Source organism: Aquimarina sp. 433, from assembly GCF_054054605.1.
In genome coordinates, this window is the sequence record NZ_JBSWZK010000006.1 from 142,025 (window position 1) to 159,666 (window position 17,642).

16 protein-coding genes are annotated in these 17,642 nt (G+C 33.1%); all 16 read right to left on the reverse strand.

Features of this window, described 5'->3' with window-relative positions; all coding sequences use genetic code 11:
* Positions 1-125: 125 nt before the first annotated feature.
* The 16 genes from ACWNT5_RS13870 to ACWNT5_RS13945 all read right to left on the reverse strand — a co-directional run bounded on the left by ACWNT5_RS13870 (position 126) and on the right by ACWNT5_RS13945 (position 17,597).
* On the reverse strand, positions 126-848 hold the full coding sequence (locus tag ACWNT5_RS13870; RefSeq protein ID WP_456517658.1) for a LytR/AlgR family response regulator transcription factor: 723 nt from the start codon (positions 846-848) through the stop codon (positions 126-128).
* Between the two features lie 5 nt (positions 849-853).
* Positions 854-1,174 (reverse strand): Hpt domain-containing protein, encoded by a 321-nt coding sequence (locus ACWNT5_RS13875; protein WP_456517659.1) that lies wholly within the window; start codon positions 1,172-1,174, stop codon positions 854-856.
* A 3-nt stretch (positions 1,175-1,177) separates the two neighbouring features.
* Positions 1,178-2,347 (reverse strand): sensor histidine kinase, encoded by a 1,170-nt coding sequence (locus ACWNT5_RS13880; RefSeq protein ID WP_456517660.1) that lies wholly within the window; start codon positions 2,345-2,347, stop codon positions 1,178-1,180.
* Positions 2,344-3,444 carry an FIST signal transduction protein gene (locus ACWNT5_RS13885; protein ID WP_456517661.1) on the reverse strand — a complete coding sequence of 367 codons (1,101 nt, stop codon included), beginning with the start codon at positions 3,442-3,444 and terminating at the stop codon, positions 2,344-2,346. The genes ACWNT5_RS13880 and ACWNT5_RS13885 overlap by 4 nt, the downstream gene beginning before the upstream one ends.
* Before the next feature lie 7 nt (positions 3,445-3,451).
* A complete protein-coding gene (locus tag ACWNT5_RS13890) occupies positions 3,452-4,495 on the reverse strand; it encodes a sensor histidine kinase (RefSeq protein ID WP_456517662.1) in 1,044 nt (347 codons plus the stop codon).
* Between the two features lie 2 nt (positions 4,496-4,497).
* Positions 4,498-5,631, reverse strand: coding sequence for an FIST signal transduction protein (locus tag ACWNT5_RS13895; RefSeq protein ID WP_456517663.1), 1,134 nt, complete (start codon positions 5,629-5,631; stop codon positions 4,498-4,500).
* Positions 5,628-6,851 carry a sensor histidine kinase gene (locus tag ACWNT5_RS13900; RefSeq protein ID WP_456517664.1) on the reverse strand — a complete coding sequence of 408 codons (1,224 nt, stop codon included), beginning with the start codon at positions 6,849-6,851 and terminating at the stop codon, positions 5,628-5,630. The genes ACWNT5_RS13895 and ACWNT5_RS13900 overlap by 4 nt, the downstream gene beginning before the upstream one ends.
* Positions 6,844-7,389, reverse strand: coding sequence for a heme NO-binding domain-containing protein (locus ACWNT5_RS13905; protein ID WP_299605846.1), 546 nt, complete (start codon positions 7,387-7,389; stop codon positions 6,844-6,846). Before ACWNT5_RS13905 ends, ACWNT5_RS13900 begins: the two co-directional genes overlap by 8 nt.
* Before the next feature lie 45 nt (positions 7,390-7,434).
* Entirely contained in the window at positions 7,435-7,845 is a 411-nt protein-coding gene (locus ACWNT5_RS13910; RefSeq protein ID WP_299605844.1) for a response regulator, read from the reverse strand.
* A 316-nt stretch (positions 7,846-8,161) separates the two neighbouring features.
* Positions 8,162-8,668: a DUF3124 domain-containing protein gene (locus tag ACWNT5_RS13915; protein WP_299605842.1), complete on the reverse strand. Its 507-nt coding sequence runs from the start codon at positions 8,666-8,668 to the stop codon at positions 8,162-8,164.
* Positions 8,669-8,862: 194 nt separating this feature from the next.
* Positions 8,863-9,045: a CPXCG motif-containing cysteine-rich protein gene (locus ACWNT5_RS13920; RefSeq protein ID WP_299605840.1), complete on the reverse strand. Its 183-nt coding sequence runs from the start codon at positions 9,043-9,045 to the stop codon at positions 8,863-8,865.
* Positions 9,046-9,100: 55 nt separating this feature from the next.
* Positions 9,101-10,456 (reverse strand): TolC family protein, encoded by a 1,356-nt coding sequence (locus tag ACWNT5_RS13925; RefSeq protein ID WP_299605838.1) that lies wholly within the window; start codon positions 10,454-10,456, stop codon positions 9,101-9,103.
* Positions 10,440-13,664, reverse strand: coding sequence for an efflux RND transporter permease subunit (locus ACWNT5_RS13930; RefSeq protein ID WP_299605836.1), 3,225 nt, complete (start codon positions 13,662-13,664; stop codon positions 10,440-10,442). Before ACWNT5_RS13930 ends, ACWNT5_RS13925 begins: the two co-directional genes overlap by 17 nt.
* Before the next feature lie 2 nt (positions 13,665-13,666).
* Positions 13,667-14,833, reverse strand: coding sequence for an efflux RND transporter periplasmic adaptor subunit (locus tag ACWNT5_RS13935; protein ID WP_456517665.1), 1,167 nt, complete (start codon positions 14,831-14,833; stop codon positions 13,667-13,669).
* Between the two features lie 167 nt (positions 14,834-15,000).
* Entirely contained in the window at positions 15,001-15,456 is a 456-nt protein-coding gene (locus ACWNT5_RS13940; RefSeq protein ID WP_456517666.1) for a MarR family winged helix-turn-helix transcriptional regulator, read from the reverse strand.
* A gap of 224 nt (positions 15,457-15,680) precedes the next feature.
* A complete protein-coding gene (locus ACWNT5_RS13945) occupies positions 15,681-17,597 on the reverse strand; it encodes an ABC-F family ATP-binding cassette domain-containing protein (protein ID WP_456517667.1) in 1,917 nt (638 codons plus the stop codon).
* Positions 17,598-17,642 lie beyond the last annotated feature (45 nt).

A 17,642-nucleotide genomic window follows, 5' to 3' on the forward strand; every position in this document is an offset into this window, starting at 1 on the left:
TATTAGACCAAAATCATGTGTTTTTAAACTGATCGAGTCGACTACTCCAAAGTTAGTTTACCATTAAGCATAAAAAAAGATCGTGTAGAACACGATCTAAATAAAAAATATATTTTTTGATGCTGTTATAGAAGATTTAATCGTCTCATTAATTCAGGACGCTTAGATCTACTCACAGGAATCACATCTTTGGCAATTAATACACTGTTATCTTCTATATCTATGATTTTCTTAAAGTTAATCACATAAGATCGATGTACTTTTAAAAAAACATCTTCAGGAAGTTTTTCTTCGATCTTTTTTAAAGTCGAATGTACTGTATAATTTTGCTTTTCTGTTTTAATAAGAATATAATCCCCTTTGGCTTCTATCACATTAATAGTAGGAATATCTATTTTAATTAATCTACGATCAATATTAATATAAAGATCATTTTCTTCAGAACCTGTGCCTTTAGCTTCTCCAGTACTCGATGAAGATGCAGAAACATCTAAAGCAGGAGTACTTTCCGCTTTTTGAATAGCTTTTAAGAATCTGGGTAAGGTTACAGGCTTGATTAGATAATCTACAATACACTCATATTCAAAAGCTTCTAAAGCGAAATTCTTGTCTGAAGTAGTTAGAATAATCTTAGGTGGATTCTTAAGGGTTTGAATAAAATCAAACCCTGTAAAATCAGGCATATGAATATCCAAAAATATAAGATCTATAGACTCTTTATTCAAGAATTTGATAGCTTGAATGGCGTTGGGAAATTCTTCAATTACATCCAGACCATCAACTTGTCTGCATAATTGACCCATAATTAACCTTGCTGCTTCTTCATCGTCTATAATAATACAATTCATTCTCCCTATAAATTTTTAAGAAATTCATCAATGGAGTCTAAAATAAGCATAAATTTTGAAAATAAGGAATATTCTCCCTTAAGTAAGCCTTCTTCAAAGGCGATCGTAGTTTCGTATCCATCTTCAAAACCAAGCATTCCGATCTTATGCTTTAGTTTGTGAACATTTTCTGCTGCTGCTTTAAATACACTACTGTTATAATTATTCAGAAACTCATTTTTTTCCTCAGGAAATTCTCTTTTGAGCAATCCGATTATTTTTTCTTCAAATTCTTCTGATCCGGCTGATAATTCTTTAATGTACGACAAATTTGGGGCTTCGTTCATAGTTCATTCTTTTTTTAAAGAGAAACTAAATGTGGTTCCTTTACCTTCTTCTGATTCTAATAGCAGATCACCATCGTAATAATCGATAATTTTTTTAATGATTGGTAATCCAATTCCAACGCATTCCTTTTTAGAATCTATGCTTTCGAATAGTTCAAAAACCCGTTCTTGATATTTTTCTGGTATTCCTTTTCCATTATCCTGAACGCTACATTTTAGTTGTGTTTCTTCTCCTTTTATGTTAATACTAATTTTTCCTTTTTTATTTTCCTCGTCAATGCTATTGACCGCATTACTTATTAAATGTTGAAACAGGTTTTGAAAGAGTGTTGGGTGTATCGATAAAGTAGAGATATTACTATCTACCATGATTTCTATATTGTCGGGGACCTCTAAAGATTCTATAATTCCGTCCAAAAATAGAGTAACCTCAATCTCTTTATCATTTTCTTCGAACTTATCGATCGTAGAATATGCATGTAATCCCTTTATAAGGTTATCCATTTTCTCGATGTTATCCTCAATACTTTCTAAGTTTTGCATAACATCATCCTGAAGATTTTCTCCATCTTCTTTGGTCCAGGCAATCAAAGTAACAATATTTCTTAGTGGAGATTTTAGATCATGCGAAATCACCTGTGTATATTCTCTTAGCTCTTTATTTTGCTTTGTTAATCTCTTTAGTAAGTTATCTCTTCTCATAAAGGATTCACAGGCTTTTAGAGAAATCGAGAATTTTTCCATAATCGGTGTTAACTGATTAATCTCTACCTGATTAAATGGGGTTCCTTTATGATTCATGAGCATCAATCCCTTATCGTTTTTTAAGTTAAAAAACAACCAGGAACCTTGTGTTCTACAGGAAGAAACCATTTCTTTCGTATTATCTTCAAACATACCGGTTTTTATAGTGTCATCCTTAAAACAATCTGTAAGGAATCCACTATGCTCTATCATTCTATCATCTACCAATCCATCAGGATATGCATAAGATCTAGTAAAGTCATCTCCTTCTTTGGAGATTACACAGCAACCACTTAGGTTTTTTCTCGCCAACAATAGCTTCAGAAAGTTATCACAATTCTTATGAAAATCTAGCGTCTTTCCTATGGACATAGAAAACTCGTAGAGCTGAAGAATGTCTGCGATATGTTTGTTGATATTTACACTCATTTTTTACCAAATAGTCCGACTACAATAGTCTTATTAAAAAGTTCTAAATACCCATTAAAAGAAGATATTTCTCCTAATGTTAATGCTCCACCAATGAACATTTGATCATTTTGCTCTTTCAACAAATCTACTACGGTATCTAATTCGTTTTGAAACTCGTCTTCTAAAAACAGTGCACGAGATATACAATCGATGATGACTCCAGACTTGGGGTTTGAAAAATTCTCAATGGCCATTTTCGCGGCCTTCTCTGCAGACTTTACCAGACTACATCGATTTCCTTTTAATACATCCACAACGGTGTTATTAAATACCTCACCCACACATATTAATTCTCCTTTTTCATTTGTAGCAATAGGGTCTCTTACGATACATTCCGAGTTATCTTTTACAACACCAAACGGATATGATTTTGCAATATCAAAGAAATTTTCTTTACCTATTTCTTTATTGCTATCTGCTTCTACGATTTCTTTATATACCTCGAAAGCATTTCTCCAATTCAGTTCTTGTATTACATTTTTATCGGTTTTTGTAGCGATTATAGGACCTTCAATTTTTTCCCATCCGTGTTGCACACCTAGACTACCGGAACCTTCATAAACTACGGTTATGGCTGCATTCATAAAAAAACCTTCATTACTAAAAACACAAGGTTTTTGTTCCAAAGTAAGGCTTCCGGCACCTCCGCCTAGATAGAGGCAATTATTACCAAGCACTCGATATACTTCTGATAAATAATGGGATATATTACCAGTTAAACCATCTAGCATGGTAAAAGCGCAATAATCTTTTTCTCTTTCAAATGGAATGTGAGGAACAGTAAAATCTTTTTCTCTAATGTTTTCTATCACAAACTGAGTTACTACGTGGTCTAAAAAATTAGCAACCACACCTTCATCTAACACCATATTTTGATAAATGATTTTGGGAACAATTCCTCCCATGAACTGCACATCGAGCTTGTTTAATTCTTCGATAAGCATTTCGACATCTACCGGATAATTATCTGGTATTGATAGTACAACGTTTCGACCTTTTGATTTTTCTTTAATTGTTTTTGCTACATTATGGGGGTCTGTAGAATTTATTAACATACTTTTTTCATTTTTTTATCGTAAAGTAGAAGGTAGTTCCTTCACCGACGACAGATTCCAACCAAATTTTTCCTTCATAGTAATCTATGATCTTTTTAACAATAGATAATCCAATTCCAGTTGACTCTTTTGTGGAGTCAATACTCTGAAACATTTTAAAAATCTTTGTGTGATACTTTTCCGGAATCCCCTTTCCGTTGTCTTTTATGTAAAATTCCCAATACTCTTCTTCTTCTTTGGATCCAATATAGATATACCCTTCTTCCTTATCCATTCCCTTAATCGCATTGCTAATCAAGTTTTGAAATAATTGCTTGATTCTATGCGGATCCTTTTTTATTGTAGGAAGCCTATTATCTATACTAAATTCTATAAAATCTGGAGCGTGTAGTGACTCAATAGTTTGATATATCAATACATTTAAATCTACCAGATTTACAATTTTATCCTTTTTGTCGACCAGCGAATATTCCAAAATGCCTCCGATCATATTATCCATCTTACTTATATTCTTTTCGATATGAGCGAGATGACTTAATGCAGTTCCTCCCATTTGCTCAGCATCTTCCTTTATCCAAGAAATCAGGGCACTTACATTGCGCAGAGGCGATTTTAAATCATGCGATACTACTTGTGCATAGCTTGTAAGTTCTTCATTACTTTTTTCTAAATCCCTAAGCATCTTTGCCCTTTGCTTTTCAAAGGCAGAAATCTTGGCCGCTTGTTCTTCGATTAATGTTGCTAACTCAATTCCTGTAAGATCTTTGATTTCTTTGGTTACTTCTTTGTTACCTATAGATTGAAGTGTTTTTATAACATCATTCAATCTTTTTATCACCATTCGCTGTTGTTTGGCTTCTTCTGTTAGTCTTTTATTAGCGTCAAACAACTCTTGTGAACTTATCGACATCGCCCTTTGCAGCATCGAAAATTGCTCTTCGTAGGTGTTATATGAACCTTCGATTGCGGCTAAAAAGCTTTGTATCTCAGGATTATTTTTTAATTCTTCAGATAAGTGTTTTCTTATCTGTCGCTTCAATAATGAATTCATTGTTATTCACTCAATAAGGTTAAGGTCATTGTTTGATTATGGAGTTCGCATCTTGTACTATTACTAAAAGGTGCTAACTCTCCATAAGAATAAAAACCTGTAATCGCTGCATTTTTACCTACCTCTTCAATGACTTCCTCAATCTCTTCTTCTACTCGTTGATCCATTACCAATTTTCTTCCGATACAACTTACCAATAGTGCTAATTGTGGATCTTTATCACGAGACTCCATAGCAATTTCTGCGGCTTTAGAAGCTCCTTCTGCAATTTTATCGATATTAGCCATCATCAACTGCACCACAGATCCTTCTGGTACATCTCCCGCTAAAATCATGGCATTTTTTTCTTCGTCGATAGTTAGTATCGTTCTTACGATTGCTTCTTTACGTCCTTCCGTTTTCACACTTAGTGGATATAAAAGAGCGGACTGTGGCAATTCTGATGCTTTATCTCCTAAGTATTTTTTGTACAAATCCAGCGCTGGTTGATTATCTAACTCGTATAAAATATTATCTATTGATTTTGTAATAATTCTTTCGGGACCAAATGGATTCCATCCTCCATATTGAGCACTCGTAATCTGTAAGGTATCTCCATAAAATCCAACTGCAACAATTTCTCCTTCTTTGGGCTTTTCGTTATATCCGACTAGTGTTTTTTCGAACCTTGCATCATCACCACACAATCCTCCAGTACATGGAATGTCTTTATATACTTCTTCGATACCATCAATGAGGGCAGAACCATTTACAAAACTTCCTTCACTAACAATAAAAATATGTTTTAGATCGGTTGCTGGTAATCCAGCTGCTAATTTTTTTCCTGTTTCAAAGGTATCCTTATCATTATCCAAAATATTTTGACGACTTAGTTTTATGGTACTTCTTTCGAATTCTATTGCGGTTAATGAAATCGTATTATCAGTAACATTGGCTCCTAAAATCTCGCCTGCAGAAGAACCTATAATTATTTCACTGGTTCCAAAAAGTTTTGATACCTCTTCTAAAATCGGTTCTTTTTCTAAGATGAAACGATTTCCAAATACTAAAACCAATGGGTTCTGTAACTTTTCGGTATAGGATTGGGTAGCTACCCATTCTCCTTTATTACTTCTTTCGTATTGTTGAATTTTCATTTAGAGGTTTTTTTAAGAGTGAATAAAAATGTTGTTCCTTTATTTTCTTCGGATGAAACTTGTACTTCTCCTCCATACATATTAACGATCTTTTTTACGATCGATAATCCAATTCCAGTAGACTTTGTTTTATCCTGTGCTGTTTGAAAAATCTCAAAAATTTTACGATGGTACGCCTTTGGAATGCCTGGTCCGTTATCTGCAAGCGTAAACTCCCAAAAGTCACCAATCTCTCTACATTTGATATCTAAAACACCTTTTTCTTTGTCATTATATTTTATAGCATTACTAATAATATTCTGAAATAACTGCTGAAACCTAAACTTATCTCCCATTACTAATGGTAACATATCATGGATATTTACACTAAAAGTTTCTGGGATGAAAATCATTTCTAATATATCCGATACAATTTTATTAAGATTAACTTTCTGTTTTTCCTTTTCGTTTCTATCAATACTAGAATAGCTTAAAATTCCATCAATCATATGATCCATTTTTTCAATTTTATTGAGTAATGAATCGAATGATTTCATAGCTCCTTCGTCTAGTTTATCTTCATAGTCTTCTTTAAGCCACGTAATCAGAGCATTCATACTACGAAGTGGTGATTTTAAATCATGTGACACCACGTGTGCAAAATCATTTAGCTCTTTATTACTTTGTTCGAGATTCCTAAGTAATTCTTCTTTTAGTTGCTGTGCTTCTATCTGGCTTGTAATATCTCTTACGATACCTTGAGCCGCGATTACTTCATTATTTTTATCTTTGATTACACTACCATTAATATGCACGATACGTACACCATTGTCTTTCGTTACTGCTCTAGCCACATAATCTGTAAAAAATCCTTCGGTAACAAGCTCCTGAAAAGAATCCATCGCATAATTGATATCCTCTTTATGAATCAGAGAAATCACATTTAGTTTTTCATTCTTAGGATCGTATCCGAATAGTTCTTTAGCTGCATCGTTCATTTCCAAAATATCTCCATTTACCTTCATGAGCACGTAGGCATCAACAAGATTATGAAACATTCCTTGAAGCTCTGAACTTTTCTTTGCTAAGACCGATTCTAATTGCTCATTAACTGTTTTTAATTCTTGAGCAACATTGTATAACTCCCTGGACTTATCCTCTAAAATTCCTTCTGCTTGTTTCCGAGCTGCTTTTTCTCTTTGTAGCGCTCGCTGCAATATGTCTGGTTTAATTTCACCCATTAGTCATTTGAATCATAAATTTAACTTCTGTCCCATCATCTTTTAATTTATCGCAAGTAATGACAGCCTTTTTGTTAAAATGTTCAAATGTTTTGTGCATGAGTCCTAGTCCAAAACTATACATAGCTCTACTAGATTTATAAATCATCGCTAATGAGTCTGGAGTTCTTTCCAATACCTCAAAAGTAGGGAGCTCTGCACTAGGGTATATTTTTCTTACCTCTACATGAATGTGATTTTCAATGGATTCTAATAAATCTAGAGGGTCTGTATATCTTTCTATAAGTTGAGGATAACCACCAGCCAGTACTCCAAAAAAATGTTCGGCATAGGTAAGTAGCAAATCATCTGTTTTTATGTTTGTGTTCTTACTAAGGTTGGTAATCAGACTAAGCATTTCTGAAAACTCATAAGTTCCTATGGCAGTATACACTCCATTAGATGGTAAGTTGGATTCCTCAATAATTTGGTCTACCATTTCCAGACCAAATTTATCTTCGACTAATTGTAAAAACTCTGTAAATACGATTCCTTTCATAATATGTTGTTTAGAGATTAGTTAATTTACGAGTTTTCTGGTACTTTAAACAGAAATTAACTCATTTTTTCCCCAATATTCTATCAAAGCTTTTATCTTTTCTACGTAATCTTCGTACTTTAATGGTTTTACTAAATATCCCGCAATCCCTTCCTCGTAGCACCTTTTAAGATCCTGATGATTATTTGATGTACTTAAAATGATAACCGGAACATATTTTAATTGACTGTTGGATTTTAGACTTTTTAGGAACTCGATGCCATTCATTTTTGGCATGTTCAGATCTAATAAAATTAGGTCCGGAGTTTTGGTTTCATCTTCTAAAATTTCTACAGCTTCTTCACCGTTAGTAGCTTCTTCCAATTTACAAGCGTAGTTATTTTTTTTTAACACTCTTGTAAATTTCATTCTTTCGATCTCGTCGTCTTCTATTAATAAAATTTTTAAATTTCTCATCAGGTTTTAATTTTAAACTTACGGGAATTCGCTCCTGTTTAGTAAAATTCAATAATTTTAACGAGGTAATCCCTTACATGTCGTTAGAATCATTTTAACTGTAGACGAATGGTAATTTACTGTCGACGAATGGAAATTCGGTGGATTATTGCTCAATTTTCAACGTTTCGAAGGGAATTTACACCTGTTCTTCGAAACCTGGATACATCTCAAAGTGGTTGCAATATACTTCGCAGTCTTCTACATATTTTTAGTGAAGATCAATAAATAGAAATATTTAGGCTATTAAAAAAAAGATGTTCTAGATAAGTGCGTGTTATTTTATTCTTTTAGCCTGTGTGGTAAAAGACAATCCTTGCTGTCCTAATGTAGAAGTCATCACCCCTTCAAAAAGTGGTTCTGGGCAGTCTTTGGGTATTTTCCATTCAAAAATAAAATTGGAGCCTGTTCCTCCGGATATATCGATTTCATCGATTACGATTTCCGTGGTTTCCATTGGAGCCAAATAAATTGAATGATCAAAATATTTCCTCACTGATTTACCATTTGTATCATAATATTCTGCTCTTAAAATATAAATTGTATCCAAATCACTGGTATTTCTTAAACTAACCATTGAGGTAAGATTATGGATCTTATGTTCATTAATACTGTAAATCTGAGAATAAACTGACAAATATGATTTTCCATAGTTTAAAGAATCACTTAATTGTGATGTTACCTTTCTTTTAGCCCAGTTTTCGGGATTTAAAGATCTATTTTCTTTATTCTCATCACAACTTAAAAAAGCAAAAACTATGATTAATGTGTATAAAATTCTCATTTTATTATTTACTATTTTTTTGATTTAGAAGAACACATAAAAAATTTGAAAAACTGTTTTTATGTTACTCTTCAGAATGATATTACCGTAGTTCTTAAAGATAAACTTTTGTTGTGATTTTAATATCATAAATTAAAGGAATGTGTAATGAAATAACAAGAGCTAATTTGTACTGTTTGGTAAACAAAAGGTATTTATTGTTCTATATTCAACGCTTCGAAGGCTATTAATACCTGTTCTTCGAAACGCGGATGTATCTCTATAGGATTACAGCATACTTCGCAATCTTCTACATATACCTGATATGTAATAGAAGGATCTAATAACATTGATATTTCTTCCCAGCAGTAGGGACATTGAAAAAAATGTTCGAACATACTATTATATGTTGTTATTTTTTGATCTTTTATTATCAAAAATACTTCGAATTGCTTAAAATTCAATATTTAGCAACTGACCTGTAAGTTGCAATAATTGTAATTCTGCTAACTTAGCATCATATTTAGCCAGGTTTTTATTTGTTTTTGCATTTATGAGATTAATCTGTGCTTGTCGAAACTCTATAGAAGTAATCTGCCCTAACTTGAAACGCTCTTTCGAACGCTCAAAATTATTCTGATTCGTCACTACGTTTTGCTGTTGTATTTCATACACTTTCAGTCGGTTTTCGTAATTCCCTAAAGCGTTGGCAATATCCCTTTTAACTTGCTGTTCTACTTGTAACTTTGCTAATTCCTGATTATCTAAAGCTATTTTAGCATTTTTTACTCTTGTAATCGTTCCTCCTCCATCAAATAGATTCCAACTTAAACTTACTCCTCCTGATAAGGTATAGGTATCTGCAACATTCCCTGGAAAAAACGCAGATGGTGGATTTCGATTTTCATTCCAGCCATAAGATCCATTCAAGCCAATTGTTGGTAAATATCCAGATTTACTTACCTTAATATCGTAATCACTGATACGAATATTACTTTCATTCTGTAATAAGGTGACGTTGTTTTCTATAGATTTTTCTATGTAACTATCCATTTCTAATCTAGAGATAAACTTCACTATCGTATCTACAGAGAATTGTTTTTCTAACTCATTATCTACGATTACGTTTAAATCCCTTTTGGTATTGGTCAACTGTTGTCTCGTATTTATTAAATTGATACTATCATTAGCGACATCTACTTCGGCATTTAATACATTAAGTTTTGTGTTTTGTCCATACTCAAACTGATAATTCGATCGGGTTACCCGCTCTTTTGAAATACGTAGAGTTTCTTCCAAAATCTGCTCATTCTCTGTAAGTCTAGCCACTTCATAGTATACCGTAAATAATTGTAACAAGGTGTTTTCTATAGTTTCTCGTGCTTGTAGCTCTGTAAGATTGTATTGCTCTTTTAATCTTTTATAATTATAGTATCTTCCTAATCCATCAAACAATGTATAGTTAAGATTTAAAGATGCGTTATAACGCTGCGTTTCCGCTCCCTCAATTTCGATATCTGGTCTAGGTAAACCCGTATTTTGATCGATGGCACCTTGGAATGACGTATTGGAAGATGCTTCTTGATAAGTAGCTCCAGCATTTCCTGTTAATGTTGGAAGGTATCCCGAATTTAGAATCCCTTTATTGTTTTTAGCAGTTTCGATAGTATTGGTTGCTATTAGAATTCCATAATTGTTTTCTAATGTTAACCGAATTGCTTCTTGTTTTGTTAGTTTTTGGGCAGCAACACTACCTGCAACTACCACCAACAAGATAAATGTAATCAGTGATTTATGGTTGTAATTCATATTGCTCTTCTTGTTCCTCTTTTTGTTCTTTGATAGCTCTTTCTACTTCTTCTTTTGTTATTTTATTACCGGTAGCTAACCATTTAGTTCCTACTTTAATGGTATTACTAAACGATAAAAACAATGGTAAAACTAATAAGGTAAGTACGGTGGCAAATCCAATCCCATAGGCTATTGAAATTGCCATTGGTATTAAGAATTTAGCTTGTCTACTTTCTTCAAAAATTAATGGTGCTAATCCTGCTATAGTAGTTAACGAGGTAAGGAAAATTGCTCTAAATCTTGATTTACCAGCTTCGTAAATCGCATTATCGAAAGTCATTCCTGCTCTTAAATTACTATTAAACTTACCTATCAGTACCAAACCATCGTTAACCATAATACCGATAAGAGCAATGATTCCTAATAAGGATAATATATTAATTGGAAATCCGTGTATCCAATGTCCAAATGCCACAGCTGGTAGGCTTAATGGAATCAACAGAAGTAATAATAAAGGTTGACTATAACTTCTAAAAGTAAAAGCGATAGTGATATAGATTAAGGCCAATGCTGTTAAACCAACTGGCCCAAGAGATCCTAAAAACTTACCTGCCTCTCGATTTTGCCCTTCGTATGATGGAGTAACTGTAGGGTATTTTGCAATAATGTCTGGCATGATTTCGGATCTAATTTCTTCTAACACATCCGTAGAACTTGTTGTTTCCGGATCTTTTAAATCTGCCGAAATTTGTACTTCTCTTCTCCCATCTAAATGATTGACTGCAACATCGCCTCTTTCTATAGAATAATTTACAATTTCGTTTAACGGAATTCTTGCTCCAGTTGGTGTCGAAATTCGCATATTATCCAGATCTAAAATAGAAGATCGGTTTTCTCTATCATATCGCACCCAAACTCGTATTTCGTCCTGACCTCTTTGGAATCGTTGTGCTTGTATTCCAAAAAAACCACCTCTTACCTGAGCCATCACATCTCTAAGATTAAGTCCTAAAGCATATGCATTCTCTTTAAGTTCTATTTTTATTTCTTTAATACCTGCTGGATCATTATCTGCTACATCTTTTAATCGAGAATCATTTTCTAATATCGTCTTAAACTCTTGCTTTGCTGCTTTTAATTCTTTGATATTACTTCCTAAAAGAGAAACAGAAACTGGACTTCCTCCAAAATTTCCACCCGATCCAAAAATTAATCGTTCGGTTCCAAAAACCGGACCTACTTTTTCACGAATACGATTGGCTACTAATCCAGAATTTAGCACATTAGGTCGCTCTTCTCCTGGTAGCATATTAATTCTTAATGATGCATTTGAAGATGACCAAATACTTCTAATAATATTTTCGAAAAGTTGTTTCCCTTCATAATCTTCTCCTCCCAAATATTCTTCGCTAAGCTCTTTATTTACGATCCAAGCTTTCTCTTCGATCATAGAAATGATAGAATCTGTAATTTTCTCATTGGTTCCGTTAGGCATTCCTAAGTCCACGGAGATTACATCACTAGCTATACGTGGAAAAAATGCTGTTCTTACAATTCCTCCTCCAATACTTCCTCCTGTAAGGATCAGAATCACTAGAAAAATAGAAAAGGTAAAAATCTTATTCTTTAAAGAAAAACCGAGCATTGGGCTATAAATATTATCTCTAAGCCATCTCATAATTCTATCTCCAAACTTATTAATATCTCTTAGCTTGGAGAAGAGTTTAGCGATCCCCTTCTTTGGTTTATTATCTTCTGCTTTTAGTGCTTTTGAATGCGCTAAATGCGCAGGTAAAATTATCAGTGCTTCTACCAAAGAAACGGTAAGGGTAAGTACTACAATTACGGAAACTTCTCCAAAGAAATCTCCAATACGACCATCGAGAAACAAAAAGATTCCAAACGCTAATATTGTAGTAATAATGGCAGAAACGATCGGTGGTATCACTTCCATAGTTCCATCTATCGCAGCCTGAATAGGACTTTTCCCTTTTTCATAATGTTGATAGATATTTTCTGCTATAACGATACCATCATCAACCAAAATACCAATTACAATAATCATCCCAAAAAGAGATAATACATTAATGGTTACATCAAAATAACCTGCAAACACAAACATTCCTAAGAATGCTATCGGAAGTCCAAAAGCTACCCAAAATGCCAATCGTGTATTTAGGAACAATGATAAAAATATTAATACCAATATCATTCCGATAATGGCGTTTTCGGTAAGCAATTTGGTTCTCTGCACTAAGGTGATCGAACGATCGCTAATTACGTTTAACTGAACATTGGTATACTTCTCATTAAATTCGGTAATGTATTCTTTTGTTTTTTCTGCAGAAGAAATTAGGTCTTCGGTATTGGTGCTTGTGATTTCAATGTTAACCGCTAAATCTCCATTAAAGTAGGATGCGTTTGGTGATTCGGAAAAACGATCTCTTATCTCAGCAACGTCTTTAAGTCTAATAGTTCTACCCGATGCTTCTGCTCTAATTACCAAATTAGAAAGTTCACTAGCATAATAAGACCTATTATTCGCTCTGATCAAATATTCTTCTGCATTTGTTTTAATAGTACCACCAGTAGTCAAAATATTAGCTTGACTTACTGCTTGAGCCACTTCATTAAAACTCAACTGATACGCTAATAAACTTGTTTCATTTACTGCTATCTCTATTTCTTCATCTGGATATCCTGTAATACCAATTTGAGAAATTCCTTCAATTCCTCTTAGATCATTTTCAATCTGTCTGGCGATTTGTTTTAGTGTACTTAAAGGTATTTCATCTCCACTTACCGCAAAATTAATGGTTTGCCTAATGGCCTCTTGCTTCGACACCACTATAGGCTCCATTCCTGTTGGAAATGTAGGTACTCGATCTACAGCATTTTTAACTTCGAGTAGCATAAAATCGATATCCTTTCCTTTCTCGATTTCTACATTGATACTACCGCTATTTTCTCTGGATGTAGAAGTTACTCTTTCCACTCCTGCTAATCCTTTAAGATTATCTTCGATCTTAAGAATAATCCCCTCTTCAACTTCTAATGGCGAAGCTCCTGGATATATTACACTAATACTAACATTCTTGGAATCTGTTAGTGGAAAAAAAGAAGACTTAAGAGAAAGCGCTCCAAAAATCCCAAATACTATAAACGCAATTACAATAACATCTACAGCAACATGGTATCTAATAAAATAAGAAATAATCTTACGCATAGTTACTGTTTTGAATTTGTACTAATGATATTATTACCTTTTGCCCCTTGTTTATTTTTTTTTGATTGATATATCTTAACTAACATTCCAGCGTAAGCTCCTGGAACAGGTTTATTTAATATCACATCACCATCGGGAACTCCTGTAAGAATGACTTTCTTATCCGAAAAATATACAGGTTGCACATTTATCACATCTAAAATACTATCCCTAACCACAAAGACTTTATTATTTTGTTGTAACAAATTCCTATCGATCTCTATTGCATTTTCAGCTTTTCTTGCATTTAAATTTGCTTCTAAATACATTCCTTCTTTTAATGAAGGATCTTTTACTTCTATAAATGTGGTTATGGTTTGAGTAGCCTGATCTACACTTCCATTAATTCTGGTTACAACACCTTGATATTCCTTCGATTTATCTAAGTTAGAAAGCTCAACAGTTTCTCCAATTTTTAATAAATCTGAATATTCTTTACTTATAGCCACTTCTATTTCATAAGCACTTGTATCTATAAACTCTCCAAGTTTCTGCCCTTGCCTGATTAAAGTTCCTTCTGTAACCAATGCCTCTGTTAAAATACCAGAGAATGGTGCAGAAATAGTATATTTAGATAACCGCTGCTCAAGATTTTTTACATTGTAATAAGTACTATAAATATTACGTCCTGTGATAAAGTATTTTTCCTTTTCGGAAGTGGTTTCCGGAAGTTCTGGAGTTACTTTATTAATATCAAAATTTATTAAATACGCTTGCCATTTATCATAGATATCTGGGTAGTCCAAACGCAAATCTGGCATTATTGAAGTAATTAAGTTATATAAATTACTCTTGGCAGATTGTACTGAAGCGTAATATTCTGAAGCATCAATTCTTATTAATTTTTGTCCTTTTTGATAAGGCTGTCCGGTTTTAAAAAGCTTAGCACCTCCTCTAAAAACACCTTGTACTTCCGAAAAGAGCTCTAATCTCCTCTTTGCAGTAAGATTGCCATTCGCAGATATCTTTATAGGTACAGTTCCGTTTTGTACAGTATCTACAAAAACTGTTTTTATAACTTTTGCAGCTTTTGGTTTTATTTTGGTCTTACTATCGACAATCTTCATTGCTGCAAATACTGCAACAACTATCAATAATATACCAAGAATAGAAAGTATTATATTTCTCATACACACTTAATTGTTTAAACTTACAATATGATAAGCTGCACAAAACTATCAACTACTAACTTGGGTTCCAGTTAAAGAACTCATAAAATAAATTTCCTACATAAAAACAAAAAAGACATCTATATCTCAGATGTCTTTTTTAATTTATTTTTAGGACTAACTATATATTAACCTGCTATTTCTGCTATTTTGGCTTTCACTTTTTTCAAAGTGTTGATTAGATTTTCAATCTCCTCTTCTGTTAAGCTTTCTTGTACTGCAGGAATAAGATCATACATAATAGGCGTCACTTTTTCAATAACTTCTTTACCATAATCGGTAAGGAAAATTCGATTAACTCGTCTATCGTTTTCATCACTTTTTCTTACTACAAGATCCTTACTCTCCATCGTATTTACTAATCTGGTCATGGATGTTTTATCTCGATGCGTAATAAAAGCTAAATCATTTTGTGATTGACCGTCGTTTACATTGAGGCGTTTCAGAACACTCCATTGTTCCTTTGATAAATCCAATCCGTTTTCACCAAACGCTTTTTGAACTAAAAATCCAAAGTCGTAGTGAATCTTTCCAATCCAAGACAAAGCGTGCGCATTTAAATCAATTGCTTTGGTATCATTCATACATTGTATAATTTAATTTACGGTACAAAAATATCTATAAATATCCATTTGTACCTGATACTAACGATAAAAATTACACCACAGTATATCGGTTATTTAGGCTTAACATTAAGGTAACACACTCAAATTCAAGGATATTTAATAAAACACCAATTACGATATAAGAATGACAAATTAGGATTCTATTTTTTAACTTTTTTTGAAATTTACGTAGAAAGTTAATTCTATGCTAAAGCATCAATTTCTTCTTGTATTAACTCCCAACTATCCATTAAAGAAGCTAATTCTTCTTTTTTTGCTTGATATTTATCAAAAAAATCGGGTTCTGCTATTGTTTGATCATAGTTAATCGCTAATTCTACATCTATATCCTTGATTTCTTTTTCTATCTTATTGATCTTAGATTCAATATTACTCAATCGATTATTGAGCGATTTTAGTTTTTTCTGATTTTCATAAGATTGTTTCGCACTTTCTTTGGTGTCAGAAACAGTTTTAGATTCTTTATCCTTCTTTTCGATATCTCTGAGATCGTCTACTCTTCTTTGCTCTAAGTAGTAATCGATATCCCCCAAATACTCCTTAATCTGCTTGTTTTTGAACTCATATACCGTGTTAGTCAATCCTTGTAAAAAATCTCTATCGTGAGATACCAGAATTAAGGTGCCCTCGAAATTTTTTAATGCTTCTTTTAATATGTTTTTAGATTTAATATCCAAGTGATTTGTTGGCTCATCCATTACCAACACATTAAAAGGTTCTAGTAGCATTTTACATAAGGCTAATCTATTTCGTTCTCCACCAGAAAGTACCTTTACCTTTTTTTCTACGTCATCACCTCTGAACAAAAAAGCTCCCAGCATATCTCGAACCTTACTACGAGTTTTTTCATTGGCAGCATTGATCATTGTATCGTGAATGGTTAACTCTCCATCCAAATACTCTGATTGGTTCTGAGCAAAATATCCAATTTGCACATTATGCCCAAGCTTAAGATAACCTGTATGAGATATTTCATCAATAATAATTTTGGCTAAAGTGGATTTTCCTTGACCATTCTGACCTACAAAAGCCGTTTTGGAACCACGTTCTACTAGTAAATCTATATCTTTTAAAATTTCTTTCTCTCCATAGTTTTTACCTACACTTTCAGCTTCAATAACCACCTTACCAGGTTGCACACTTACAGGAAAACTAATGTTCATAACGGCATTATCATCTTCGTCTACCTCTATTCTCTCTACTTTATCTAATTTTTTAATCAGAGATTGCGCCATAGAGGCTTTGGTAGCTTTTGCCCTAAACTTTTCGATTAATTTTTCAGTTTGTTCGATCTGTTTAGATTGATTTTTTTGTGCAGCAAGTTGTTGCTCCCTGATTTCTTTTCTTAACACTAAATATTTAGAGTAAGGCTTATTATAATCATAAATTCGTCCAAGAGAAATCTCAATAGTTCTATTGGTAACATTATCTAGGAACATTTTATCATGAGAAACGATTACCACAACTCCCGCATAATTTTTTAAAAAATTCTCTAACCAAATAATTGATTCTATATCTAAATGGTTAGTAGGCTCATCGAGCAACAGGATATCATTATTTTGCAATAGTAATTTCGCTAACTCTATTCGCATACGCCAACCTCCAGAAAAGGTGTCGGTAAGCTTATCAAAATCTTCTCGAAGAAATCCTAAACCTTGTAAAACTCTTTCTGTCTCTCCCTGATAGTTATAACCGCCTAAAATCTCATATTGCTGTGTAAAATCACTAAGATCTGTAATTAACTGATTATAACTTTCACTTTCATAATCTGTACGTTCTGCCAGCTGAGCATTGATCTTATCAATGTCTCTTTCTATTTTCTTTATTTCTGTAAAAGCCTCATACGATTCTTCTAACACCGTTCTACCTAAAACAAAATCTATATCTTGTTTTAAAAACCCTATTTTCACGTCTTTATCCATAGCAATTTGCCCTGAATCTGGCTCTTGCTCTTTGGATAAGATTTTAAGCATTGTGGATTTTCCTGCGCCATTTTTTCCAACAAGTCCTACTCGGTCTCCTGCATTTAATCTAAATGCTATTTCTTCGAAAAGGTATTCTCCTCCAAATGAAATAGAAAGGTTGTGTATGTTTAACATCAGCTTTAGAATATTTTGTGCAAAGATGATTAATTTTGTAATAGA